At 37.7% G+C, this 26,860-nt stretch carries 22 protein-coding genes; 2 read left to right on the top strand and 20 right to left on the bottom strand.

Annotation, left to right across the window (positions count from 1 at the left end; translation table 11 throughout):
* Positions 1–19: 19 nt before the first annotated feature.
* Both I6751_RS06630 and uxaC read right to left on the bottom strand, forming a co-directional pair.
* A complete protein-coding gene (locus tag I6751_RS06630) occupies positions 20–1,456 on the bottom strand; it encodes a glycoside-pentoside-hexuronide (GPH):cation symporter (RefSeq protein ID WP_196599023.1) in 1,437 nt (478 codons plus the stop codon).
* 210 nt (positions 1,457–1,666) lie between these two features.
* On the bottom strand, positions 1,667–3,076 hold the full coding sequence (gene uxaC, locus I6751_RS06625) for a glucuronate isomerase (protein WP_196590359.1): 1,410 nt from the start codon (positions 3,074–3,076) through the stop codon (positions 1,667–1,669).
* A 200-nt stretch (positions 3,077–3,276) separates the two neighbouring features.
* Between uxaC and I6751_RS06620 the strand changes: the two genes are divergently transcribed.
* Positions 3,277–4,275 (top strand): LacI family DNA-binding transcriptional regulator, encoded by a 999-nt coding sequence (locus I6751_RS06620; protein ID WP_196590358.1) that lies wholly within the window; start codon positions 3,277–3,279, stop codon positions 4,273–4,275.
* Positions 4,276–4,363: 88 nt separating this feature from the next.
* Here I6751_RS06620 and argH read toward each other — a convergent pair whose 3' ends face one another.
* The 8 genes from argH to I6751_RS06580 form a co-directional block, all read right to left on the bottom strand.
* On the bottom strand, positions 4,364–5,788 hold the full coding sequence (gene argH / locus I6751_RS06615) for an argininosuccinate lyase (RefSeq protein WP_196590357.1): 1,425 nt from the start codon (positions 5,786–5,788) through the stop codon (positions 4,364–4,366).
* A gap of 4 nt (positions 5,789–5,792) precedes the next feature.
* Entirely contained in the window at positions 5,793–7,004 is a 1,212-nt protein-coding gene (locus tag I6751_RS06610; protein ID WP_196590356.1) for an argininosuccinate synthase, read from the bottom strand.
* Positions 7,005–7,064: 60 nt separating this feature from the next.
* Positions 7,065–8,009 carry an ornithine carbamoyltransferase gene (gene argF / locus I6751_RS06605; RefSeq protein WP_196590355.1) on the bottom strand — a complete coding sequence of 315 codons (945 nt, stop codon included), beginning with the start codon at positions 8,007–8,009 and terminating at the stop codon, positions 7,065–7,067.
* 72 nt (positions 8,010–8,081) lie between these two features.
* Positions 8,082–9,272: an acetylornithine transaminase gene (locus I6751_RS06600; RefSeq protein WP_196590354.1), complete on the bottom strand. Its 1,191-nt coding sequence runs from the start codon at positions 9,270–9,272 to the stop codon at positions 8,082–8,084.
* Between the two features lie 33 nt (positions 9,273–9,305).
* The gene (gene argB / locus I6751_RS06595) at positions 9,306–10,196 is read right to left on the bottom strand and encodes an acetylglutamate kinase (RefSeq protein ID WP_196590353.1); all 891 of its coding nucleotides are present in this window, start codon (positions 10,194–10,196) and stop codon (positions 9,306–9,308) included.
* A gap of 13 nt (positions 10,197–10,209) precedes the next feature.
* Positions 10,210–11,415 carry a bifunctional glutamate N-acetyltransferase/amino-acid acetyltransferase ArgJ gene (argJ, locus tag I6751_RS06590; RefSeq protein WP_196590352.1) on the bottom strand — a complete coding sequence of 402 codons (1,206 nt, stop codon included), beginning with the start codon at positions 11,413–11,415 and terminating at the stop codon, positions 10,210–10,212.
* 30 nt (positions 11,416–11,445) lie between these two features.
* Positions 11,446–12,480 (bottom strand): N-acetyl-gamma-glutamyl-phosphate reductase, encoded by a 1,035-nt coding sequence (gene argC / locus I6751_RS06585; protein WP_196590351.1) that lies wholly within the window; start codon positions 12,478–12,480, stop codon positions 11,446–11,448.
* 189 nt (positions 12,481–12,669) lie between these two features.
* Positions 12,670–13,242 carry a hypothetical protein gene (locus tag I6751_RS06580; RefSeq protein WP_196590350.1) on the bottom strand — a complete coding sequence of 191 codons (573 nt, stop codon included), beginning with the start codon at positions 13,240–13,242 and terminating at the stop codon, positions 12,670–12,672.
* 250 nt (positions 13,243–13,492) lie between these two features.
* Between I6751_RS06580 and htpG the strand changes: the two genes are divergently transcribed.
* Positions 13,493–15,451: a molecular chaperone HtpG gene (htpG, locus tag I6751_RS06575; RefSeq protein WP_196590349.1), complete on the top strand. Its 1,959-nt coding sequence runs from the start codon at positions 13,493–13,495 to the stop codon at positions 15,449–15,451.
* A gap of 86 nt (positions 15,452–15,537) precedes the next feature.
* Here htpG and pyk read toward each other — a convergent pair whose 3' ends face one another.
* The 10 genes from pyk to I6751_RS06525 all read right to left on the bottom strand — a co-directional run bounded on the left by pyk (position 15,538) and on the right by I6751_RS06525 (position 26,849).
* Positions 15,538–16,953 carry a pyruvate kinase gene (pyk, locus tag I6751_RS06570; protein WP_196590348.1) on the bottom strand — a complete coding sequence of 472 codons (1,416 nt, stop codon included), beginning with the start codon at positions 16,951–16,953 and terminating at the stop codon, positions 15,538–15,540.
* A 156-nt stretch (positions 16,954–17,109) separates the two neighbouring features.
* Complete coding sequence (locus I6751_RS06565; RefSeq protein WP_196590347.1) at positions 17,110–18,108, bottom strand: GGGtGRT protein; 999 nt, start codon at positions 18,106–18,108, stop codon at positions 17,110–17,112.
* Positions 18,109–18,136: 28 nt separating this feature from the next.
* On the bottom strand, positions 18,137–18,832 hold the full coding sequence (locus tag I6751_RS06560) for an iron-sulfur cluster assembly scaffold protein (RefSeq protein ID WP_182185812.1): 696 nt from the start codon (positions 18,830–18,832) through the stop codon (positions 18,137–18,139).
* 97 nt (positions 18,833–18,929) lie between these two features.
* A complete protein-coding gene (gpmI, locus tag I6751_RS06555; protein ID WP_196590346.1) occupies positions 18,930–20,453 on the bottom strand; it encodes a 2,3-bisphosphoglycerate-independent phosphoglycerate mutase in 1,524 nt (507 codons plus the stop codon).
* Between the two features lie 192 nt (positions 20,454–20,645).
* Positions 20,646–21,398, bottom strand: coding sequence for a triose-phosphate isomerase (tpiA, locus tag I6751_RS06550; RefSeq protein ID WP_182185815.1), 753 nt, complete (start codon positions 21,396–21,398; stop codon positions 20,646–20,648).
* Between the two features lie 93 nt (positions 21,399–21,491).
* Positions 21,492–22,676, bottom strand: coding sequence for a phosphoglycerate kinase (locus I6751_RS06545; protein ID WP_196590345.1), 1,185 nt, complete (start codon positions 22,674–22,676; stop codon positions 21,492–21,494).
* Between the two features lie 75 nt (positions 22,677–22,751).
* Positions 22,752–23,765, bottom strand: coding sequence for a type I glyceraldehyde-3-phosphate dehydrogenase (gap, locus tag I6751_RS06540; protein ID WP_182185819.1), 1,014 nt, complete (start codon positions 23,763–23,765; stop codon positions 22,752–22,754).
* A 251-nt stretch (positions 23,766–24,016) separates the two neighbouring features.
* The gene (scfB, locus tag I6751_RS06535) at positions 24,017–25,372 is read right to left on the bottom strand and encodes a thioether cross-link-forming SCIFF peptide maturase (RefSeq protein ID WP_196590344.1); all 1,356 of its coding nucleotides are present in this window, start codon (positions 25,370–25,372) and stop codon (positions 24,017–24,019) included.
* A 65-nt stretch (positions 25,373–25,437) separates the two neighbouring features.
* A complete protein-coding gene (gene scfA, locus I6751_RS06530; protein ID WP_182185822.1) occupies positions 25,438–25,581 on the bottom strand; it encodes a six-cysteine ranthipeptide SCIFF in 144 nt (47 codons plus the stop codon).
* An 89-nt stretch (positions 25,582–25,670) separates the two neighbouring features.
* Complete coding sequence (locus I6751_RS06525; RefSeq protein WP_196590343.1) at positions 25,671–26,849, bottom strand: copper amine oxidase; 1,179 nt, start codon at positions 26,847–26,849, stop codon at positions 25,671–25,673.
* Between the last annotated feature and the right edge of the window lie 11 nt (positions 26,850–26,860).

The raw sequence follows: 26,860 nt of genomic DNA, 5'->3' as shown, positions 1-26,860 counted from the left end.
TGCACCAAAAATACGAGAACTATTTTATCTGTCCATTTTCCCACAAATTATTGCTTAAATCATTGGCAATTTTTTTATAATGATCATCTGACAAACTATAAAAAAGACCGATTATTATAGCTGCTATACCCAGTGCAACACCAGGATAAAGTGTCATTGCGGCTTTAATACCTGTTAATGTTTCTTCTGATTGGGTAATATTTGCCACGTATCCGGTTAAAACTAAAATACCGGAACTCACCACTGCAGCTATAGCCTGTGCTATTTTACGAGAAAAATTGAAGGCAGCATAGGTTATGCCCTCTTTACGGATACCATTATGCCATTCACCATAGTCAATAACATCAGAAACAAAGGCCCACGTGATACCATTTGGGATAGCTAAAGCGACATATCCTATAGTAACAAGAATAATAAAGGTATAAATATTAGTAGTAATCACGAAATTAAGAATATTCGCAATACATCCAATTAAAAGTCCACTTACAGCTGTTTTCTTTTTGCCAAATTTTTTTACTGATGTAGGTATTAATAAAATCCCTAAGACAGAGCATCCCATCATGATGCCATTTACCAGCGGCTGTAATCCCATGTTTCCTAAATTATACTGGCAGAAAAATATCATCATTTGGTTGTTGGTATTCATTGCTGAAATAGTAAACAAGGTCATTAAAATTATACAAAGCAGTGGTTTATTAGTAAATACTACTTTAATATAATCAGAAAAACCTGCTTTCTTTTCAGCTTTAGTATTACGCAAAACAGGCACATTTTCGCGTGTATTGCGATAACAGATATAAAAACCTATTACTCCAATAATAGACATGATGATAGCCGCCATAAAAAAGCCATGGCGCGGATCACCGGAAGCAATGACTATAGGTACAAAAGCCATACCGGTTATAAGTTGCGCCCCTATAGAGCCAGCCTGACGTGTTGTTGCCAATTGGCTTCGTTCATTGATATCACGTGTCATGACGCTTGCCAGCGAACCATAAGGTATATTAGTAAAAGAGTAGACAAGTCCCCATGCCATATAAGCAACATACGCGAAAAGTATTTTACCTGACAGCGATAAATCCGGCATAGTAAATGTTACTATAGTAAGAAGTGCCAGTACAATGCTGGAAATCATCATAACTGGACGGAATTTGCCGCGTCTGCCTATATTTTTTCGTCTGTCTATCAAGGAACCTGCTATAGGATCCATAAATGCATCAAATATTTTAGTAAATGCAAAAATACCTGCTACTGCTGCTGCGGGAATTGTACAAATATCTATCCAATATTTGGTTAAATATGCCTGTCCTAAATCAAACATAAAACCATTACCAAAATCACCAAAACCATAACATATTTTTTCCCGCCATGATAATTTTTTAAAATGTTCGATTTGATTTGTCGTAATTTTGCTCCCATTATCCTTGTGGGGTGAGATATTAATTATTTCCTGCATAATATTTCCCCTCTAATCATCTTAATATATTTTAAATGAATATTCTGTGTATAATAATTAATAGCACTATTTTGTTATTTATTTAAACATAAACTGCTTAAGCCGCAATATCTGAAAATACAAAAGTATATATTATATCGCGGCTTATTTCGAAAACAATAATCTTTCAGGTAATGTACGCATAGTACGCATAAATCCGTCATAATAAAATTAAATATCAAATCCAAAATATTTTTTAGCATTATAATAAGAAATATTTTGGACAAGCTTCCCCAGATAATCTATATCATTAGGGTACTCACCATTTTCTACAAGCTTAGCAATAAAATTACATAAGATACGACGATAATATTCATGTCTCGGATAAGATAAGAAAGAACGTGAATCAGTAACCATTCCTAAAATATTGCCAAGAATAGAAAGATTTGCAATATTAGTCAGTTGATTGACTATGCCATATTTGGAATCGTTGAACCACCAAGATGCCCCTTGCTGTATTTTCCCGAAAACTCCTGGACCTTGAAAAGAACCGATAACTGAACCAATCATTGTATTATCAGCGGGATTAAGCGAATAAAAAATTGTTTTTGGCAATATATTATCTTTATTGAGCGAATCCAAGAATGCCACAATCCCCTCAGCGCAGTTGTATGTAGCAAGACAGTCAAAACCAGTATCAGGCCCAAGTTTACTATACATATTGCTATTATTATTTCTTAACGCTGAATAATGAATCTGCATTGTCCAATCACGTTTACTGTATTCAGAAGCAAGAAATGTCAAAAGTACTGTCTGATACTTTTCTGTTTCATCATTAGAAATTTTCTCATTTTTTAAGGCCTTTGCAATAATTGTGTTAATTTTCGCATCATCGGCTGGATTGTAAAATACATATTCCAAAGCATGATCCGTAACTCTACAGCCCATATCACCAAAATAGTTCATGCGTTTTTTTAGGGCTTGACGGATATCATTTATCGTTTTTATTTCTATATCAGCAATTTTTCCCAGCTTAACAATATAGTCACTATACCCCTCTGCATCAATACGCATTATAGCATCAGGACGCATAGCAGGTACCACCTTAGCACTGCATGACCCGTCATCCCTGATTTTTTTATGCCATTTCAAAGAATCGGCAGGATCATCTGTCGTACAGATAAGCTTAACATTTGAATTAGAAATGATACCCTGCACACTCATTTCTGATGTCCGCAATTTTTTGTTGCACAAATCCCAGATTTTCTCAGCAGTATTCTCATTTAAAGTAATATCGCAATCAAAAAATCTTTTTAATTCTAAATGAGTCCAATGATAAAGCGGATTCCCTACAGCTTTTGGAAGTGCTTTCGCAAATTCTTGAAATTTTTCTCGATCAGAAGATTCTTTTCCGGTTATTTTACTTTCCGGTGTACCATTAGAACGAATAAGACGCCACTTATAATGATCACCGCCCAGCCATACTTGAGCAATATTGTCAAACTGGCGGTTTTCAGCAATCTCCTGTGGTTGAATATGGCAATGATAATCAACTATAGGCATTTTTTCAGCATAATCGTGAAAAAGCGTTTTGGCTGTTTCCGATTCCAACAAAAAATCTTCATCCATAAATTTTTTCATCTGTTATCCCTCTTTTAAATAATAAATATAAAATGTAAGCGCTTACATTTTATATATTTAAAATATCACGCTTAAAAGCATTTGTCAATATTTAATTATTTATTAAATTCAATTAATTTAAATTAATTGAATAAAAACATGTTTAACAATTTCTATGATATAATATATAATATTCTATTTAAAACAATTGAGGTATATTAATGTCAACAATATATGATATAGCAGAAAAATGTGGCGTATCCATTGCGACAGTTTCACGTGTTCTTAATGGAAGTACACGAGTTAATAAAAAAACAAAGGAAAAAATTTTGTCAGTTATAGAAGAACAGCATTATCAACCTAATCCATTTGCACGTGGATTAGGACTTGATTCAATGAAAATGATTGGTGTTTTATGTACTGATGTATCTGATGCTTTTTATGCAACGGCTGTATCATTGATTGAAAATGACTTAAAGAAATTCGATTTAAACGTAATATTAAGCTGTACCGGATACGAACCGGAACCCAAGTATAAATACCTGCAGTTTCTTTTAGACAAGCATGTAGACGCCATTATTATAATTGGAACACCATTTACTAAATCAAAAGATATTTCCTATATAAAGAGTGTTGCTAAAAAATTACCAGTAATAATGGTAAATAGTTATATCGAATTTCCTAATATTTACAGTATAGCCTGTGATGAAAAAACAGGTATGCGTGATATCGTAAAAAAAATGGCTGCCAAACACTGTCAATCAATTCTCTATCTTTACGACTCATTAACTTACAGCGGTAAGCAAAAATTAGATGGTTACAAAACAGGTATAAAAGAATGTGGTCTTAGTGACAATCCTGCACTACAAAATAAAATTATCAGATCACTGGAAACGGCTGAAAACATTATTCATAAACTTATAATCCAGAAGGTAGAATTTGATGCTGTTATTACTTCCGAAGACTTATTAGCAATTGGTGCACAAAAGGCCTTATTAAAAATAAATAGAAATATACCTGTAACTGGATGCAATAATTCTATTTTATCCCAATGTGCAACCCCCATGATTACCAGCTTAGATAATCGCTTAGATGTTCTTTGCGAATCTGCAGTTGATTTACTGACCAAGATTATGAACAAAACAGCTGTCCCATCAAAAATAGTTTTTCCTGCCAGACTTATACAACGAAATAGTTTCATTTTTGATGATACCCACTGATGAATAAAGCTTATACAAAAAATGCACGCGAAGTAGATGCGTGCATTTTTATATAAGCTTATAGTCAATAATTTTTACAAATTGGAATTTATATTTTTATCTGCTTACTTTCATATAGTTCAAGCTGCTTTTTCTCATTAGCAAAAATATTTTTTGCAGCAAGGATCTGCATTTTCACTTGTTCATATGATGTACCACCATATGAATTACGATTTTTCACACAGATCTCCGGTTTTATTGCATCATATATATCAGCTTCGAATAAATCGGACAACTTTTTATATTCTTCCATCGATAAATTTTCCAGCCATTTATGTTGTTCAATACAATAATGGACCGCCCTGCCGGAAACGGCATGAGCCTGCCGGAACGGTAATCCTTTTTTCACCAGGTAATCAGCCAAATCCGTAGCATTAGAAAAATCCTCCCGTACAGCCTTCAGCATAATATCTTTTTTTATTTTCATACCGCGAATTAATTGGGCATATACTGCCAAACTGAATTTGACTGTATCAATCGTATCAAAAAGGCCTTCCTTGTCTTCCTGCAGATCTTTATTATAAGCAAGCGGCAATCCCTTTACTATTGTCAGCATAGCCATCAGATGTCCGATAGTCCGCCCGGTCTTGCCGCGAACCAATTCTGATACATCAGGATTCTTCTTTTGTGGCATCATACTGGAACCGGTACAATGCGCATCATCCAATTCAATAAAAGAAAATTCACGTGAACACCAAAGAATTATTTCTTCACTTATCCGGCTTAAATGAACCATCAATATAGATGCGGCTGATAAAAATTCCATAATGTAGTCCCTGTCACTTACCGCATCCAGACTATTGGAATAAATCGCTGAAAAATTAAGTTGTTCTGCCACATACTGCCTGTCTATCGGAAAAGTCGTACCGGCCAAAGCTCCGGCTCCTAGTGGCATAATATCACAACGTTCATAAGCACCCTTAAAACGGGAAAAATCGCGTACCAGCATGGCACAGTAAGCCAGCATATGGTGAGCAAATAAAATTGGCTGTGCTCTTTGCAGATGTGTGTAGCCAGGCATAATAACATCATTATTTTTCTGAGCGACTTCTGCGAAAGCCTTTTGTAAATCAAGAATAAGATTCTGCACTTCAAGTATTTCCCGACGCAAATACATATGTGTATCAAGAGCCACCTGATCATTACGGCTTCTTGCCGTATGCAGCCGGCCGCCAGCTTCTCCGATAGCGTCAGTAAGACGTTTTTCAATATTCATATGAATATCTTCCAAGTCAACAGAAAAATCAAAATTTCCCTGTTCTATCTTAACAAGAATTGCTTTTAATCCATCTGTTATAGCGGTGCAGTCACTTTTGCTTATTATGCCGCATTTTGCCAACATTCTAGCGTGAGCAATGCTGCCAGCTATATCTTCATGATACATACGTTTATCAAAGTGTATGGAAGCTTGAAATTCATTTATCATTTGATCGGTGGATTTAGCAAATCTGCCACCCCATAATTGTTCACTCATATAACTATTTACCTGTTTTTTCCTGCATCAGAGCACGAACCTTCAATGGTAACCCAAATAAATTAATAAATCCAGTAGCGTCTGCCTGATTATAAACATCATCAGCTTCAAAAGTTACATAATCATGACTATATAAGGAATATGGCGATTTTGCTCCAGCTGACATAATATTACCCTTATAAAGCTTTAATTTCACTGTACCGGTGACTGTTTCCTGAGTACTGCTGACAAATGCAGCCAATGCTTCACGCAGCTGACTAAACCACATTCCATCATAGACAAGTTCACCATAGCGAATCGCCACAGTTTCCTTGTAATGGAATGTCTGGCGATCAAGACAAAGATATTCCAACTCCCTATGGGCATAGTACAAAAGTGCTCCACCTGGATTTTCATATACACCACGCGACTTCATTCCAACAAGCCGGTTTTCCACTATATCAGTTATGCCAATACCATTTTTAGCACCGATTTCATTTAATTTTTCTAACAATTCAACTGCATCCATTTTTTGTCCATCTACAGCTGTTGGTATTCCCTTTACAAAGTCAATTGTTATATATTCTGATTTATCCGGAGCATCTTCAGGAGCTTTGGAAATCAAATACATGCTATTTTTCGGTGCATTTCCGGGATCTTCAAGATCGGAACCTTCATGGCTTAAATGCCAGATATTTCTATCCATGCTATACGTTTTATTTTCTGCAGCAACCGGAATATTATGTTCATTAGCATAAGCGATTTCATCTTCACGTGATTTCAACGTCCATTCACGCCATGGTGCAATTATTTTAATATTTGGTGCTAATGCCTTAACTGTTAATTCAAAACGAACCTGATCATTTCCCTTGCCGGTAGCACCATGTGCGATAGCATCAGCATTTTCCTGTTTAGCTATCTCTACAAGCCGCTTAGCAATAAGCGGGCGAGCAAAAGAAGTACCTAAAAGATATTTTCCTTCATAAACAGCTCCTGCCTGCAGCGTCGACCATACATAATTTTCCAGAAAATCTTTAGTTAAATGTTCTATATAGACTTTAGATGCTCCGGATTTTAAAGCTTTATCATGAACTACATTTAGTTCATCACCCTGCCCAATATCGGCACATACGGCAATAACTTCACAACCACCATAGTTTTCCTTCAACCATGGAATAATTACAGATGTATCAAGACCGCCTGAATATGCAAGGACAACTTTATTCACTTTTTCCACTTATAACAACTCCCTATATTTAATTGACCAATAAAATATTATAACTTTATTAACTATTTATCAATGCTGGTGCATATCTCCCATCAAAAGTGCCATGATTGCCTTTTGCGTATGCAGACGATTTTCTGCTTGATCAAAAATTTCAGCAGCGTGTGCTTCCAAAACCTCATTTGTGATTTCTTCACCACGGTGTGCAGGCAAACAATGCAGCACCATAGCACGTTTATCTGCGACTTTCAATACATCATCGCTTATCTGATACCCCTGAAATATTTTAACACGTTTGTCATGTTCCGCTTCCTGTCCCATACTGGCCCAGACATCTGTATATAAGACATCGGCATCTTTAGCTGCTGCCATAACATCATCAGTAACTGAAACAACAGCCCCTGTTTCAGCAGCGTCAGCTTTAGCATTCACCAATATATCAGTATCCGGTTCATAACCATGTGGTGTTACCGCTACAAAATTTATGCCGGCTTTGGCACATGCATACATTAATGAGTGTACCATGTTATTGCCATCACCAATATAAACCATTTTAAGTCCCCGCAGATTTTTTCCCTTATGCTCCTTTATTGTCAATAAATCTGTTAAAGCCTGACAAGGATGAAGTAAATCAGTAAGGGCATTTATCACCGGTATATCAGCATATTGGGCAAATTCTTCAACTCGTTCATGTTCAAAAGTACGAATCATTATTCCATCAAGATAACGTGATAACACTCTGGCCGTATCCTTTATAGGTTCACCGCGGCCAATTTGCAAATCCCTATTCGACAAAAACAGCGCTTGTCCACCCAATTGGTACATTCCTGTTTCAAAAGAAACTCGTGTTCTCGTGGATGATTTTTCAAAAATCATCCCTAATGTTTTTCCCTCCAGTATATGGTGTTCAATACCGGCCTTCTGCATTGCCTTTAATTCCTGTGCCAAATCCAATATTTCATCTACATCATCAACCGTAAGGTCATGTATTGATAATAGATCTTTACATGAAAGCATTTAAGAACCTCCTCTAATATTATTTTTGTTCTAACACAAAAATCAACACTCTATTGCTGCCTGGTATATTGTTTACTGGGTAGCAAGCACTCTATCAAGCACTGGCATGAGTTCGTCCACATGATGCTTATTTATTATTAATGGTGGTACAAAACGCAGCACATTACCAGCGGTGCAATTTATTATCATACCATAATTCAAACAGGCATCAACGATTTCACGACCCGGTTTATTTATTTCCATTCCTACCATTAATCCGCGGCCACGAACTTCTTTAATAAGTGCCGGATACTTTTCCCTGAGCTTATTTAGTTCACCCATCAAATAGTTACCAACATTTTTGGCATTTCCCATCAGATTATCATCTTTTATAGTATCAAGCACTACATTAGCTGCTGCACAGGCCAAGGGATTACCGCCAAAAGTACTGCCATGATCTCCGAGTTTAAAAGCAGCAGCGACTTTATTACTGGTCATAAAGGCACCAATAGGTACACCTCCGGCCAAGCCCTTGGCCAATGTTACGATATCAGCTTTAACGCCAAACTGTTCATAGGCAAAAAATGTACCTGTCCGTCCCATACCACATTGAATTTCATCAAAAATAAGCAATGCATTATACTTATCACACAATTTTCGTACCTGTTGTAGATATTTTTCATCAGGGACATGAATACCTCCTTCTCCCTGAATTGCTTCCAGCATAACAGCGCACGTTTTATCACTCATCATTTTTTCTAATTGATCAATATCATTATAATCAACATAGGAAAAACCATTCGGCAGCGGTCCAAATCCTTCGTGGTACTTAGGCTGCCCGGTAGCAGTAAGTGTAGCTATTGTACGTCCATGAAAGCTATGTACAGCTGTTATTATTTGTGACTTATCTTTATCAGCCAAATGAGCATATTTTCGGGCAAGTTTTATTGCTCCCTCATTTGCTTCAGCACCGGAATTAGCAAAAAACACCTTATCCATTTTACTCAATTCGCTAAGCTTTTCAGCTGCTTTAGCTTGTACTTCTGTATAATAAAGATTTGAACAATGGATCATTTTACCGGCCTGCTCACTTATCGCTTTCACCAAAGCCGGATAATTATGTCCCAATACATTTACGGCGATACCACCCAAATAATCAAGGTATTTTTTCCCTTGGGTATCATAAACATATGGTCCATCACCATGATCGAGCACTATTTTATAACGGGCAAAAACCGGAAGATAATGTGCCTCATCTTCGGCATATATTTCTTCATCTGTCATTTTATGACCTCCCCTATTTCTCTCTATACAATCTCATCGTATTACCTGCGTGCCAATACCTTGTGAGGTAAATAATTCCAAAATAAGTGAATGTGCCTGACGACCATCAATAATACTGGTTTTAGCGGTGCCTTTAATTAATGAACATAAGCACGCTTCCACTTTTGGAATCATTCCACCGTTTATGCTGCCGTCAGCTATCATTCGTCGGGCCTGTTCTTGTGTCAAAGTGGATATAAACGTGCTTTTATCATTATAATCTTTGTATATTCCCTCTATATCAGTCAATAACAACAACTTTTCAGCATGCATAGCGCCGGCGACTTCTGCTGCTACGTAGTCTGCATTTATATTATACCCGGCACCATCTATCCCAACACCGATTGGTGCTATCACTGGTACATAATTTTGATCAAGTAAATCATTCAATATATCTGTATTTATTTTTTCAACTTCTCCCACAAATCCAATGTCGATTTTTCTTATCTTTCCATTATCATTGTGAACTGCAGCCAATTTCTTATGAGCTATAATAAGTTTCGCATCTTTCCCATTCAATCCCACAGCCCGGACACTCAGACCATTCAAGCGGCTGACTATTTCCGAATTTATTTTGCCAACAAGAACCATTTCCGCAATTTGTATCGTTTCCTTATCAGTTACCCGTAAACCATTGATAAATTGTGATGTTTTACCAATTCTTTGTAAAAAATCAGTGATATCGGGACCCCCGCCATGCACAATGATTGGCCGTATTCCGACATACTTCATCAATACGATATCATGCATCACTTTATTTTTCAAATCATCATTTATCATTGCATTGCCACCGTATTTTATCACAATTGTCTTGCCATAAAATTTTTGTATATAAGGTAATGCATCCACTAATATCGAAGCCTTTGCTTCAGCAGAAAACTCCATGGGACATAACTCCTCAGGTGTGATATTCACCATTTATTTTCACATATTCATACGATAAATCACAAGTCCAAACGGTCGCTTTATCATGCCCCAAATTTAAATCAACATCGATAACTATATCATGTTTGGCCATTACTTTTTGTAATGCATTTTTATCGAATTGAGCTCCCATACCATTCTTATAAACAATAATATCACCGAATTTAACAATAGTCTGTTCCGGCTGCATTGCCACTCCTGAATAACCTACAGCGCAAATTACTCTTCCCCAATTGGGATCCTGTCCAAAAAAAGCTGTCTTTACTAAAGGTGAATTAGCAATAGACATTCCTACTTTTTTTGCATCTGAAAATGTTTTGGCGTTGTGGACATTAACCGTTATGAATTTAGTTGCTCCTTCACCGTCAGCGGCAATTTTTTTAGCCATTTCACAGCAAAGTTCCGCTAATGCCGAATAAAAAATATGATAATCTTCATTATCCTTAGTTATTTTGCTATTGCCCGCCTGTCCGTTTGCCATGACTATAACCATATCATTGGTACTCATATCACCATCTACTGATATCATATTGAAGGATTTTTCCACTGTTCCAGAAAGAGCCAGTTGCAGCCGAACCTGATCAATATCTGCATCCGTAGTAATAAAGCAAAGCATTGTCGCCATATTCGGCTGAATCATGCCGGCTCCCTTAGCTATAGCGCCTATATGAACTTTCTTACCATTAATCATTACTTCCGTGGTCAATGATTTTATATATGTATCCGTAGTAATAATCGCATTAGCAGCACTTTCACTGCCATCATTATTTAATGCCGCAACAGCAGCAGGAATTCCCGCTGCAATTTTTTCCATTGGTAATGTCACACCGATGACACCTGTCGAAGCGACCACCACATCATCTGCTGCAATATTCAGCTTTGCCGCAGCTAAAACTGCTGTTTTATTGGCATCATCCAGTCCTTGCTGTCCGGTACAGGCATTGGCACACCCGGAATTAGCCACAATTGCTTTTGCCGTTCCGGTGCTGACAACATTCTTAGATACGTAAACCGGAGCTGCCGCGACTTTGTTTTGAGTAAATGTTCCCGCTACAACAGCATCATAATCACTGACAATCATCGCTAAATCAGGATTACCACTTTTTTTAATACCTGCCTTGACACCGGCTGCCTTAAACCCCTTCGCATATGTCACACCAGCTTTATTTTCTTTAACCATTAAAAATCCTCCTATAATTGTCTTTTTCATTTATGGATAAACCGGTGCCATCATCAACCCTGTTTTTTCATTAAATCCACAAGCAATATTAAAATTCTGCACCGCCTGCCCGGCTGCGCCCTTAACTAAATTATCAATTGCCGACAAAACCACTATTCTTCCAGTCCGTTGATCAACATGCCATCCTATATCACAAAAATTAGAACCGCGCACATTCTTTGTTGTCGGATAAGAGTTTATACCTCGTAAGCGAATAAAAAATTCTTTATCATAAAAACTATAAAAAGCATCATTTATCATCGTTTCAGTTACTGATGGTAATATATTAGCATAACATGTACTTAAAATTCCTCTGTCCATAGGTACTAAATGCGGAGTAAAATTAAGTATAACTTTTTTTTGCCCCAGCCATGATAATTCTTGCTCAATCTCGGGTGTATGGCGATGTGTTGCTACACTATAAGCCTTAAAACTATCATAAAGTTCCGGAAAATGATTAGCAGGACTAGCCGTACGCCCTGCCCCCGACACACCTGATTTGGCGTCAATAATGATACTGGAAATCTCTACGAGACCATATTTGACCAGTGGTGCCAGTGCCAAAATACTTGCTGTAGTATAGCAGCCGGGATTACCGATTATTTTAGCTGATTTTATCATTTCACGGTGTAATTCAGACAACCCATACACACGATTTGTTGTCTTATGAGTATGCTTCACCTTATACCATTTTTCATATACTTCTGTATTATTAAAACGATAGTCTGCACCCAAATCAATGATTCTGGCAGCCTTGTTTTCCAACTGTCTGCCCACCTGCATTGCATGTCCGTGTGGCAGACAAATAAAAAGGAAGTCACTGTCATCAGCTATCTCATCTATTTTATCCATACTAATCAACTGTTGATCGTATATTTTATATAAATGTTCATAGACATCAGATATTTTTCGTCCGGTATTACTTTCTGAAGTCAAGTACATGACTTCAGCTTCAGGATGATTATATAATATCCGTAGCAATTCAATACCTGCATAACCTGTAGCACCTATTACACTGACTTTCATTCCATAATCATCTCCTCTTATGTAACTGTTTAATAATTATACATCTTTTATGCATATTTTTGCAAGTACCATATGAAAAAAACTTAATTTTATTATAGAAAAAGGATATTGCATAAATTATCATCTATGCAATATCCTTTTGTTAATTGACCCAATATTATATTGAACAATCTTTTAATATGCCTATATTTACTTAGCTTTTTTATCTTTATACTGTGACTTCACCGATTCAGCGAAACCATTATAAAACAATCCATTAAAAGATTTATAAGCATTGATATTATTATCGCCTTGACCACCGCCAATAACCTCAAAAGAGTATAAATAAGCGCCGTTTTTTGCTGAATATAAATCATAAAATATTACAACACGGCTGTCATTAGCTATTGTGGCTACCAAATAAGCGTCAGCATATTTACCAATATCCTGTTTAAAAACTTTTTTAGCAGCATTTTTATCCAATGTCTGCAAATCAACGCCGCTGTCTTTTTCTATAGCGTTAGCTATAACCGTATAAGGTATCACCGTAACATTTTTTAATTGTTTAGCATCAAATCCTGATTGAGCGAGTGTTGCCATTACGTCCTCGATTTTAGGACTGTTTTTTGTCTGAATGTAATCAGGCATAGCCACAGCAATAGAATGTATCGTAGAAAGGTTAAATGAGTCATCCATAATAACTGTCTTTGTTGAGGGCATTGCAAATGCCGCTGATGTAGTGAAAAAAAGCATCATCATTGTAGCTGATAACAATTTTATCATATACTTCAAAATAATCTCCCCTTAAAATAACGTTCTGATATATTTAAGTATACTCATTAAAGCAGTCAGCGTCAATTACTTATATATCTTTATCCATATATTATGCAATCCATCTATTGTATTCAAATACTCTGTGAATAATTCGGCAAAGTATTGATTTTTTTTTCAAAGCGTTGTATAGTAATCATAGTATTAGCACTCACTCGTTAAGAGTGCTAACAAGGCAATCCATGACAAGGGAGTTTGAATTATGTCTAAAGAAACATATGAATTTCAAGCAGAAACCAAACAATTACTTGATTTAATGATCCATTCCATTTATACCAATCGAGAAATTTTCCTGCGTGAGTTAATATCCAACGCTTCTGATGCTATCGATAAGATACACTTTGAAGCCTTGACCAATAAAGATTTATTGGCGGGTGACAATAACTACGAAATCTTTCTCGTACCAGATGAAACGACACATACATTATCGATTTCTGATAACGGTATTGGCATGACTCGCGATGAGCTGATCGATAATATCGGTACAATTGCCAAATCCGGAACAAAAACCTTTTTGCAAAAAATGATGAAAGCCAAGGAAAACAACTCCAGTGTTTCCGGGAAAGAACTTATCGGACAATTTGGAGTAGGGTTTTACTCTGCCTTTATGGTAGCAGAAAAAATAACTGTGATCACCCGTAAAGCCGGACAAAAGCAAGCCTACAAATGGGAATCAGCCGGTGATGGTTCTTATACTATTGAAGAATGTAATAAAGACAAACGCGGTACCACTATAACTTTATCATTGCTTCCTGATTTTTATGGTGATAAAGCAGAAGAAAATTTTGTTGATACCTATAAATTAGAAAGTCTGGTAAAAAAATATTCTGATTATGTACGTTATCCGATAAAAATGAATTTTGTCATTGAAGAAACACCTAAGGACAAAGATGGCAAAGAAATAAAAGATGCTCCTAAAACTAAACGGGACGAAATTCGTACGCTCAATTCTATGCAACCGCTCTGGACAAGGAACAAATCAGAAATAAAACCCGAAGAATATAATGAATTTTATAAAAATCTCTTTCATGACTGGGAAGAACCGATGGAAATTTTACACAACAAAGCCGAAGGTACTATTGAGTATACTTCATTGTTATTCTTTCCTGCCAAAGCCCCATTCAATTTATACCATACTGATTATCAGCCTGGTTTGCAGTTATATTCGCGCCATGTATTTATAATGGATAATTGCAAAGACCTGTTGCCGGAATATTTGCGTTTTGTTAAAGGGTTAGTTGATTCACCCGATTTTTCGCTTAATATCTCACGTGAACTTCTACAGCAAAGCCGTGAATTGAAAATAATAGGCCGTAATTTAGAAAACAGCATATTAAAAACCCTTGATAAAATGCTTAAAAACAAACGCGAGAAATATGAAAAGTTTTGGGCTCAATATGGCAAATCGCTAAAAATTGGCATATATAATAACATGTATAATGGTACTGATACGATAAATAAATTGAAAGACCTATTATTATTTGCAACTTCCGATGCTGATAAAGGACTCAGTTCCTTAAAAGAATATGTTGAACGCATGCCGGAAAACCAGAAAAAAATCTATTATGCTTCAGGTAAAGACCGCAAGGCTATCGATGATTTACCACAAATGGAATTACTTAGGGATAAAAATGTCGAAGTATTATATTTATTGGACAACGTTGATGAATTTGCCATTGAAGCACTGCATGATTACGACAATAAACAATTCCATTCTATCAGTCGCGGTGATCTTGACCTTGACGATGTTGAATCGCAGCAAACCAAAAAAGAAACTGAGGATATCACTAAGAAAAATGAAGATCTGATTAAAGACATCAAAGAAAGTCTTGGTGATAAAGTTGCCAATGTAAAAATCAGTAATCGTTTAAAAAGCAGTGCAGTCTGTCTGGTTGCCGATGAACAAGGTCCCAGTTTCGCTATGGAACAGGTATTTGCTGATGCCAACAATCCGATGTTCAAGGCAAAACGCATCTTGGAAATAAATCCGCATCACCAGCTATTCGAACGATTGCAGGCAGTTCATAATCAGGGAAAAACTTCCCAAGAATTTAAAGATTATTGTGATCTCTTATTTACACAAGCTCTTTTAATAGAAGGTATCCTGCCAGAAAATCCTTCTGATATAGCAAACAAAATTGCCGCTTTAATGGCTAAATAAAAATATATAATAAAACCTCTGCCGTAATTGGCAGAGGTTTTATTATATAATGCTGGGGAATTCCAGCATTTTCAATAATACATTTATCAAATGGTATGGATACGAATTGTACTGGTATCACCTTCGGCAAATTTCATACCGGAAGTAACGATTGCCTTATCACCAGATTTAACCAAATTCTTCTTCAATGCAGCAGCAGCAACTGACGAAATCATTTCATCAACATTATTCCATTCTTTACCTACGATAGGAATTACTCCCCAGCGAAGATTCAAATGACGGGCAACTTTTTCGTTAGGAGTATACGCCACAATAGTTGACTCAGGCCGATACTTGGATATAACCTTTGCTGTATAACCGCTCTTGGTTGGCGTTATAATTGCTGACGCATCAAGTTCATAAGCCATCTGAACAGTAGCATGCGCTATAACATCAGTAGTCATGCCCTGGCGTTCAAAACCCTTATTTATAAATATTTGTTTATATTCGAGTGCTAATTCAACACGTTTAGCAATAGAATTCATTACTTTTACAGCTTCAACCGGATAATCCCCATTAGCAGATTCACCACTTAACATAATAGCATCTGTACCATCAAAAATTGCATTGGCAACATCTGATGCTTCGGCACGAGTAGGACGAGGATTCGTTGTCATTGTTTCCAGCATCTGGGTGGCTACAATAACCGGCTTACCAACTTTATTGCATTTTTTTATAATTGATTTTTGAATCAAAGGCACATCTTCAGCCGGTATTTCAACACCGAGATCCCCGCGGGCAACCATTATCCCATCCGCTGCAGCGATAATTGCATCAATATTTTTGACTCCTTCGGTGCATTCGATCTTCGGGATTATTTCCATATGTCCGTTATATTCTTTAATCAGTGCACGTATTTCTTCTACATCATCAGCACGCTGGATAAAGGATGCTGCAACAAAATCCATATCATGTTTTATACCAAAAATAATATCATTTTTATCCTGTTCCGATATAGCTGGCAAGCCAAGAGAAACCCCCGGTGCAGCGACACGTTTCCGTGTGCTCATGGGGCCGTCATTAAGAATGCTCGTAATAATATTCTTACCGGAAATTTCTTCCACACGTAATCCTACAAGGCCATCAGAAAGCAACAGCGTATCACCTGGTTTTACTTCTGTATAAAGTGTCTTATGATTGACGGATATATGTGTTTCATCGCCCGGTTTGTCATCGTTAGTTATAATAAATTTATTGCCTTTTTTTAAGAAAACCTTACCATCGGCAAAATCGCCTAAACGCATTTCTGGACCCTTAGTATCAAGTACCAGGGAAATAGTTTTATCCAGCCTTTTGGCTGCGTCCTTAACCATATTTATCCGCTGTTCATGTTCCGCATAATCACCATGCGAAAAATTGAATCGAGCCACATTCATACCGTTTTTGATCATGTCATCTAAAATCGTTGGATCCTTATCGATATTTGGACCCATAGTACAAACAATCTTTGTTTTTTTTAACATAAAATTCCCACCTATTCAAGATATTTCTTCCCATTTTGTGGTGCTTCCTTTATATTGTAGCATAAATAGCGTTACATATAAAGCAATATTATTTATTAATGAAGGTTAAAAAAGATGTATAGGAAAATTTTCCTACACATCTTTCTTAAGGTTTAATTATTTTGTATGTTCTTCAACAGCCACAGCTACAGCCACACTGGCACCAACCATAGGATTGTTGCCCATGCCGATCAATCCCATCATTTCGACATGTGCCGGCACGGAGGAAGAACCGGCAAATTGTGCATCGGAGTGCATACGGCCCATGGTATCAGTCATACCATAAGAAGCAGGCCCAGCTCCCATATTATCCGGATGCAAGGTACGGCCTGTACCACCGCCCGATGCTACGGAAAAATATTTTTTACCTTTTTCGATACATTCCTTTTTATAGCAGCCAGCTACTGGATGCTGGAATCTTGTCGGATTGGTAGAGTTTCCTGTTATAGATATATCCACATCTTCCTTATGCATAATAGCGACACCTTCTTGTACACTATCAGCACCATAACACTTGATTTTACTACGTTCACCATTGGAATAAGCAATTTCTTTAACTACATTGAGGTCTCCGCTGGCATAATCATATTGTGTATGCACATAAGTAAATCCATTAATACGGGAAATAATCTGGGCAGCATCTTTACCAAGCCCGTTTAGAATAACATGCAGCGGTTGTTTTCTTACTCGATTAGCCTTACCAGCTATCCCAATTGCCCCTTCGGCAGCCGCAAAAGATTCATGTCCCGCAAGGAAAGCAAAACACTTAGCATCTTCTGATAAAAGCATCGCAGCCAGATTACCATGCCCCAGTCCAACTTTTCTATGGTCAGCGACAGAACCTGGTATACAAAAAGCCTGGAGTCCTTCGCCAATAGCACGCGCTGCATCAGCTGCTTTTGTACAGCCTTTCTTTATCGCGATGGCGGCGCCTGCGGTGTAAGCCCAACAGGCATTGTCAAAACAAATAGGTTGAATGCTTTTTACTATTTCAGCAACATTGATACCTTTTTCATCGCAGATTTTTTTAGCTTCTTCTATCGAAGAAATGCCATATTCACTCAAAACTTTGTTGATCTTATCTATACGACGTTCATAACCTTCAAATAATGCCATACTAGTTCAGTCCTTCCTGTTTTTCGTATTATTCTTTACGCGGATCTACATATCTTGCAGCTTCAGCAAATCTGCCATAATTTCCTTTAGCCTTTTCCAGAGCTTCCTGAGCATTGGTTCCCTTGCGGATCATTTCCATCATTTTTCCCAAGTTTACAAACTCATAACCAATAATAGCATCATCTTTATCTAAGGCTATTCTCGTGACATATCCCTCAGCCATTTCCAAATAACGTGAACCTTTTTTCAAAGTCCCATACATTGTACCGATCTGACTTCTAAGACCTTTTCCCAAATCTTCAAGACCGGCACCAACAGGAAGACCACCTTCAGAAAATGCCGTTTGTGATCTGCCATAAACAATTTGCAGAAACAACTCACGCATGGCGGTATTTATTGCGTCGCATACAAGGTCCGTATTAAGGGCTTCCAGTATAGTTTTACCCGGCAAAATTTCCGAAGCCATTGCAGCTGAATGTGTCATACCGGAACAACCGATAGTTTCAATCAAAGCTTCCTGTATAATGCCATCTTTGATGTTCAATGTAAGCTTGCAAGCACCCTGTTGCGGAGCGCACCAGCCAACGCCGTGTGTTAGTCCACTGATATCCTTTATTTCCTTAGCCTGTACCCATTTACCTTCTTCAGGAATTGGTGCCGGACCATGATGTTCAATGCCTTTAGCCACACAGGTCATATTGTTGACTTCTTCTGAATAAATCATATTAATTCCTCTCTTCACTAAAATAATCCACTACATATAATATATGTTATGCTGTATATCTGTCAATATTGACAAATATCTTTTGTGCCCGGCAGCATTAATCGACAAGTGCCTTACCTGTCATTTCCTGCGGTACAGGAATGCCAGCAATTTTTAACATCGTCGGTGCAATATCGCACAAAGCTCCTGCACGAACGGTTTTTATTTTATCAGAAACCACGATAAATGGTACCGGATTAGTTGTATGGGCTGTAAAAGGCTCATTTGTTGTATTATCAAACATTTTTTCTGCATTGCCGTGATCCGCCGTAATACAGACTGTGCCACCTGCCGAACGCATAGCTTCAACAAAACGTCCGACACAAGTATCAACCGTTTCCACCGCCTTGACCGCAGCCGGCAGTATTCCGGTATGTCCAACCATATCGCCGTTTGCATAGTTTAAGATTATAAAATCATATTTTTGTGATTTTATAGCATCAACGACTTTATCGGTAACCTCAATTGCACTCATTTCCGGTTGTAAATCATATGTTGCCACCTTAGGCGAAGGCACCAATATCCGATCTTCACCTTCCACTGGTTGTTCTACGCCACCATTAAAGAAAAAGGTCACATGTGCATATTTTTCTGTTTCCGCTATGCGCAGCTGTTTAAGTCCATGCTGACAAATAACTTCCCCTAATGTATTTTTTAATATTTCCGGTTCATAAGCGATCTGAGTATTCATACCCTTTTCATACTGTGTCATTGTAACAAATGGTATTTCTAAATTATCATCCCGCTTAAATCCTTCAAATGTTTTATCCGTAAAAGCATGGGTTAGTTCCCGGGCTCTGTCCGGACGGAAATTGAAGAAAATTGCGCCATCATTATTCTTCATACCTGGATAATCATCAATAACAGCAGGTACAACAAATTCATCAGTTATATCAGCGGTATATGACGCCTTTATAGCTTCATCAGCAGTTTCAGCTTTATTTCCTGATGCCGAAGCGATGGCAGCATAAGCTTTTTCTACTCTATCCCAGCGTTTATCACGATCCATGGCATAGTAACGACCCGATATAGTGGCAATTTTCCCAATGCCTATTTCAGTTATTTTAGTTTCCAATGCCGTCAGATAATCCGCAGCACTGGAAGGAGGCACATCGCGACCATCTAAAAAAGCATGCACATATACTTCCCTGATATTACTTTTTTTAGCCAATTGAAGAAGCGCATACAAATGATCTTGATGGCTATGTACTCCCCCGTCAGACAGTAATCCCAGCAAGTGCAATGCACCATTGGTTTTTTTTACCTGATTTATAAGATCAACAAAAACAGGATTGGCAAAAAAAGTCTTTTCGCGGATAGCTTTAGTTATACGCGTTAATTCCTGGTAAACTACCCGCCCGGCACCAATGTTCGTATGACCGACTTCTGAATTGCCCATTTGTCCATCGGGAAGTCCCACGGCTTCGCCGGAACATTGCAGTAGATTATGAGGATACTTTTTCAAAAGCCCATCAATAATAGGAGTTTTTCCCTTATTTACCGCATTATTAGGATCATCAGAGCTGCCGATTCCCCATCCGTCCATTATAATGAGCGCCACCGGATTTTTTAGTTTTGACATGTGTAAATAACCTCTTGCTTAATCAATTTATAAAACTTATTTTTAACCTTTGAATATATCATACTCAACCTACATTATCATCATAAATAATGTATATAAAAATCACTTTAAATAAAAATCTTTATTTATGGGAATTAACCGCCTCACCAGATAAATTAATAAAATTATCGCGGTAAAGCGGTTAATTGGCAATCAGTTAAAATTTGCAATACGGGCAAAATCAGGTGCTTTTAACGATGCCCCACCCACTAAAGCGCCATCAACATTAGGTTTTTGCATAAGTCCATCAATCGTAGCGGGCTTTACACTTCCACCATACTGTATACGCACTGCATCAGCCGCTGTCTGCCCAAATTTGGCAGCAACCGCTGTACGAATGACAGCGCAAACTTCTTCAGCCTGTTCAAATGTAGCCGTCTTACCTGTACCAATAGCCCAAATAGGTTCATAAGCAATGACAACTTTTTCAATATCAGCTGTACTCATACCGGACAGTGCAGCTTCTACCTGCCCCTTTACAAAACTATTGGTAGTGCCGGCTTCACGAATTTTTAATGTTTCACCACAGCAGATAATTGGGACAAGACCAGCAGCTAATGCGGCTCTGGCACGCTTATTAACGCCTTCATCAGTTTCACCAAAATATTCACGCCGTTCTGAATGCCCAATAACGACATATTCTACTCCGATTTCCTTCAGCATGTCAGTGGATATCTCACCTGTAAATGCACCACTTTTTTCCCAATGTACATTTTGTGCACCCACATGAATATTGGTACCTTTGGCAGCTTCTGTAACTGCAGGCAGTGCAGTGAATGTAGGACATACTACAATATCCACTTTACTGTTTTCCTTAACTAATGGTGCCAAATCTTTTACTAACTGTGTACCTGCAGCAATAGTGTTATTCATTTTCCAATTGCCCGCAATAATTGGCTTACGCATATTAAAACCTTCCTTTTTATTTATAAAATATACTTTAAACTTACCATGTCAAACCGGCTGATAATCATCCATCCGTCAATAATAAACCATCTATTAAAGATCAGCTATTGCTTCTATACCAGGCATTGGCTTTCCTTCCAAAAATTCCAATGTGGCACCACCGCCTGTGGATATATGACTTATCTTATCGGAAAGTCCCGTTTTCTTTAATGCTGCTATAGAATCACCACCGCCTACGATGCTTATCGCCCCTGAATCAGCGACAGCTTTAGCAACAGCTTCCGTTCCTTTAGCAAATGCATCAAATTCAAAAACACCCATAGGTCCATTCCAAACTACTGTCTTAGCACTCTTTAAAGCAGCAGCGTTGCGTTTACTGGTTTCCGGACCGCAATCCAGTCCCATCCAACCATCTCTTATTTTATCAGCAGCAACTATTTCGTGTTTGGCATCAGCAGCAAATTTATCAGCTATTACTATATCGACCGGCAAAATAACATTCACATTTTTAGCCTTGGCTTTCGCCAGCAGATCACCGGCCAAAGCAACTTTATCTTCTTCAAACAATGAATTACCAACATTATATCCTTGGGCTTTTAAGAACGTATAAGCCATACCGCCGCCAATAATCAATGTATCAACTTTTTCCAGCATATTAGAAATAACACCTATCTTATCAGACACCTTAGCTCCACCAATGATGGCAACGAATGGACGCTGCGGATCGGCAAGAGCCTGGCCGATAAATTTTATTTCCTTTTCAATAAGAAAACCGCTTACTACTTCGATATATTGAGCAATTCCTACATTGGATGCGTGTGCCCTATGAGAAACACCAAAAGCATCATCTACTGCCACATCAGCCAAAGATGCCAATTGCTTTGCAAATCCCGGATCATTTTTGGTTTCTTCATTATGGTAACGCAAATTTTCCAATAAAAGAACTTCACCCGGTTTTAAAGAAGCTGCTGCTTTCTGTGCAACTTCACCTACACAGTCATCAGCATATTTTACTTCCTTGCCTAATAACTCAGAAAGTCTCTTTACTATCGGTTTAACCGATAGTTCAGGCACTCTTTGACCTTTTGGCCTGCCAACATGGCATGCAAGAATAAGTGCTGCATTATGTTCAAGCAAATAATTAAGCGTTGGTAATGTTGCTCTTATTCTTTTATCATTAGTTATATTTTGATTTTCATCCATGGGAACATTAAAATCAACACGAATAAAAACTTTTTTATTATTTACATCAATATCTCTGATTGTTTTCTTTTTCATTTTAATCCTCCGCGAACTATAAAATAGGCCCGGCCCGTTAAGGCCGGACCTTATTAGGCATAAGGCCGAACAATATTACTTCAGTTCAGCGAAATATTTGATTGTGCGAACCATTTGGCTGGTAAAGCTATTTTCATTATCATACCAGGAAACAACCTGTACCTGAGTATTACCATCATCCATCGGAACTACCATTGTCTGCGTTGCATCAAACAATGATCCGAATCTCATGCCAATGACATCACTGGATACAATTTCTTCTTCCGTATAGCCGAAAGATTCAGTTGCAGCAGCCTTCATAGCTTTGTTGATTTCATCAACAGTAACTTTACCTTTTACTACTGCTACTAAAAGTGTGGTTGAACCGGTAGGAGTAGGAACACGCTGTGCTGAACCAATTAATTTACCATTTAATTCCGGAATAACAAGACCAATAGCTTTTGCTGCACCGGAACTTGCAGGAACAATGTTAACTGCCGCTGCACGGGAACGGCGAAGATTTCCCTTACGCTGTGGGCCGTCCAAGAGCATCTGGTCGCCGGTATAAGCATGAACAGTTGTCATGATACCGCTCTGGACAGGAGCCAGTTTATTCAATGCATCAGCCATAGGAGCCAAGCAGTTAGTTGTGCAGGAAGCTGCTGAAATAACGGTGTCACTTGCTTTTAAATCCTTATGATTTACATTATAGACAATGGTAGGAAGATCATTGCCGGCAGGAGCAGAAATAACGACTTTCTTAGCACCTGCTCTGATATGAGCTTCAGCCTTAGCTTTAGAAGCAAAGAAACCAGTACATTCAAGTACTATATCAACATCAAGATCTTTCCAAGGCAACTCTTCTGGATTTGGTTTTGCATAAATCGTAATTTTTTTACCCTTTACAGTTATAGATCCTTCACCGGCTTCTACAGTATCACCATACTGATATCTGCCCTGTGTAGAATCATACTTTAAAAGATGTGCAAGCATTTTAGGACTGGTCAAATCATTAATAGCAACAATATCATATCCTTCTGCATCAAACATCTGTCTGAAAGCAAGACGTCCAATGCGACCAAAACCATTAATAGCAACTTTAACTGCCATTGTAAAATACCCCCTAAAAAATTTAAAAAATTTTCTGGAAACCTCCAGATATATCGTTTGGCCGTCATCACTTGTCAAGGAGTTAAATAACTCCAACCCCCAATAAACAGCAAACGCCGAACCATTAGATATCTCTAATAGCTTTATCATCATTTATGATACAATAAAATCATATTATTTGTCAACGGTTTTACTTACAAATAAAGAGTTAAACGCGTATATCGAAAATTTATTTATCACCGTTTGAAAAATCACTTTTCCATATTATTTATAGCCTGAACAGCAATCGCACACTCCAACCGCTTTTTTTGCAGTTCACAACCGATTTCATAGGGTTTATATATATCACCGTTAAACAAATCAGCATTAGCATGACAGCCACCGCTGCAAAAAAATCTTGCCCAGCAGTCGCGGCATTTTTCCTTATTCAAAACATGACAATTTCTAAAATACTGCGGCAAATCAGTATTTTTCACCCCATCAAATACATTTCCCAGCAAATATTTATTACGTCCGACAAACTGATGGCAAGGATACATATCACCGTTTGCTGCCACTGCATAATATTCATGTCCGGCACCGCAGCCGCTGAGTCTTTTGGCAACGCAGGGTCCATTGCTTAGATCCATATTAAAATGGAAAAAGAAAAATCCTTTTCCTTCACTTTTATACTGCAAATAGGCATCCACCAGCTTATCATACTCAGCAAAAATACGCGGCAAGTCACTTTTCAAGATAGCATAATCGGCATCTTTAGCGACAACTGGTTCCATTGATAATATGTCAAACCCTTCTTTTGCCATTGACAATACATCTTTGGTAAAATCCAGATTATATTTAGTATATGTTCCTCGCATATAATAGTTTTCATCATTTCTGGATTTCACAAGTTTCTTAAAGTTACTTATTACTCTGTCATATGTACCATTGCCTCCGACGTCAGGCCGCATACGATCATGAACTTCTTTTCTCCCGTCCAGGCTGATAACCACACTTATATTATTGTCATTTAAAAATGCTATATTTTCGTCCGTAAGTAACATTCCATTTGTTGTTAAAGTCAACTTAAAAATTTTCCCGGTTTCTTTTTCCCGATTTCTGATATATTCAGTCAAATGTCTTACTACAGGCATGTTTACCAATGGTTCTCCACCAAAAAAATCTATTTCGCAATGCTGTCTGTTGCCACTGTGCCGAATAATATATTCCACAGCCGCTTCTCCAACTTCATTATTCATGAGTCTGCGATCAGCACCAAACTCACCCGAATCGGCAAAGCAGTATTTGCAGCGCAGATTACAGTCATGTGCAACCAATAAACACATTGATTTTACAATACCTTTTTCTGAAAACACCGGCGGCACATCGATATCCGGTGCAAATAATTGACCCTTATTAATCAATTCATGAAGCTCCGACAGTACTTCTGCTAATTCTGAAATTTTATATATACCACTTAATTGAGCAATTACCGTTTCATCATTATGTCCATCAAAGATGTCCATAATGTCAGCAGTCATCACATCAACGACATGTACCGCCCCACTATTGACATCCAATAAAAAATATATGTCTTTATAATGAAATTTATGGATATTTTCCTTCATTTTAAATAAAATCCCTTCTTACACTAAAAAGAGGCTGCATCAACAGCCTCTTTAGCTTCATAAAATCATTGTCTTTTTTCGCAAACTTGATTTCCCACAGTACAGGAAGTCTTGCATGCTGACTGGCACGATGCCTGGCATTCGCCACAGCCACCAGTTTTTATAGTGCTCTGCAGATAGGGTTTGTTAATCGTTTTTATATGTTTCATCAAACGGCCTCCTTATATATCAAAATACAAATACTCTATCTATTGTATAATTTTTTCCCAATTCAATCAATACATTTAACTGAAATTTATCATTGCGCCGGTGTCAAAATAATATTTACCGGTAAGTTAGATGCTCCCGGTGGCGAATATTCAAATAAAACATTATCCCTCGCATTATATACTCCCAAATCTGCATAATAAAGCTGTTTGGAATTTTCACCAAAGAATGCCCGTTCGGAGGGTGTCGGTATAAGATCAAGCCCCCGTTCATCATTTACCCGCACAGCAACTGCCCCTGCATAAACTCCTCCTAATGGCTGCAGATAATAATGTATTTTACCCATTCCACTGGTAGGAATGTCCAAATAATAAATCACTCCATAATTGCCATAATTTTTAGCTTCAGCCCCGTCAGTGGCATCAATACCGGTTAAATACTTATCATCCTTATCATCAGCAACAGTAATACTCACCGCCCCGTCTTTTTCAGGATTGTAATACTGTTCACCCTGCAAAATTCTATCCATATTTTTGAAAGTTCCGCGCAACCGGCTTTCATCTTTGGGCAACACTGCAGCACGCTTTAAAAATTGATAAGGATCATCATCCAATGGCATCATCATTACTGTAATTTCCACCGGCTGATCTGTACTAAAATCATAAATACCACAAACCAGTTCGTCTTTTCTTACCAGAATGGTATTCATATTATCTTCCAGCAGCTCCGGTTTATTTTTACCGATAATTATCTGCCGCGGCACCTGATAACTGAAATAGCGTATTTGTGACGTTTTGCCCACATACAGATAATCTGTACTTGGTCCTGACTGAGCCGATCGGGTAATGTTAAAATGAGCTAAATCATTTCCCTTGTTTGACAACATCACTACTACTTTTTTCCTTTTATCGGTACCATTAACATGATAATAATATAGCCTTCCCTTGCCTGTAACAGTGTCTCTATATAAAATACCATCTTGATAAACCGTCTCCGGACTGTCGGAAAACAGCAGTGTCCCAGACTCATCGATACGTTTTACCTGCCACTTCGTCAATTTATCCATTTGTACCCTAAAATTATTTTGCAGCACCGGTTTTGATGCATTCTGCGGTGTATACATCGATTCACTTCTTACTTCATCTGCCGTTTTATTTACCGTACTTTCAGCAGTTTCATTATGTCGTGCCTGTGCTGAAGGAGAGAAAATAAAAATTATTGTTGCAAAAACAATAATTGATGTCCATGCCATAGATTTGATAAATTTCATTTTTCGCAATG

This window comes from Pectinatus frisingensis (assembly GCF_015732285.1).
Lineage (GTDB): Bacteria > Bacillota > Negativicutes > Selenomonadales > Selenomonadaceae > Pectinatus > Pectinatus frisingensis.
The sequence above is the reverse complement of the archived record's forward strand: the minus strand, read 5'-3'. Positions and strand labels throughout refer to the sequence as shown.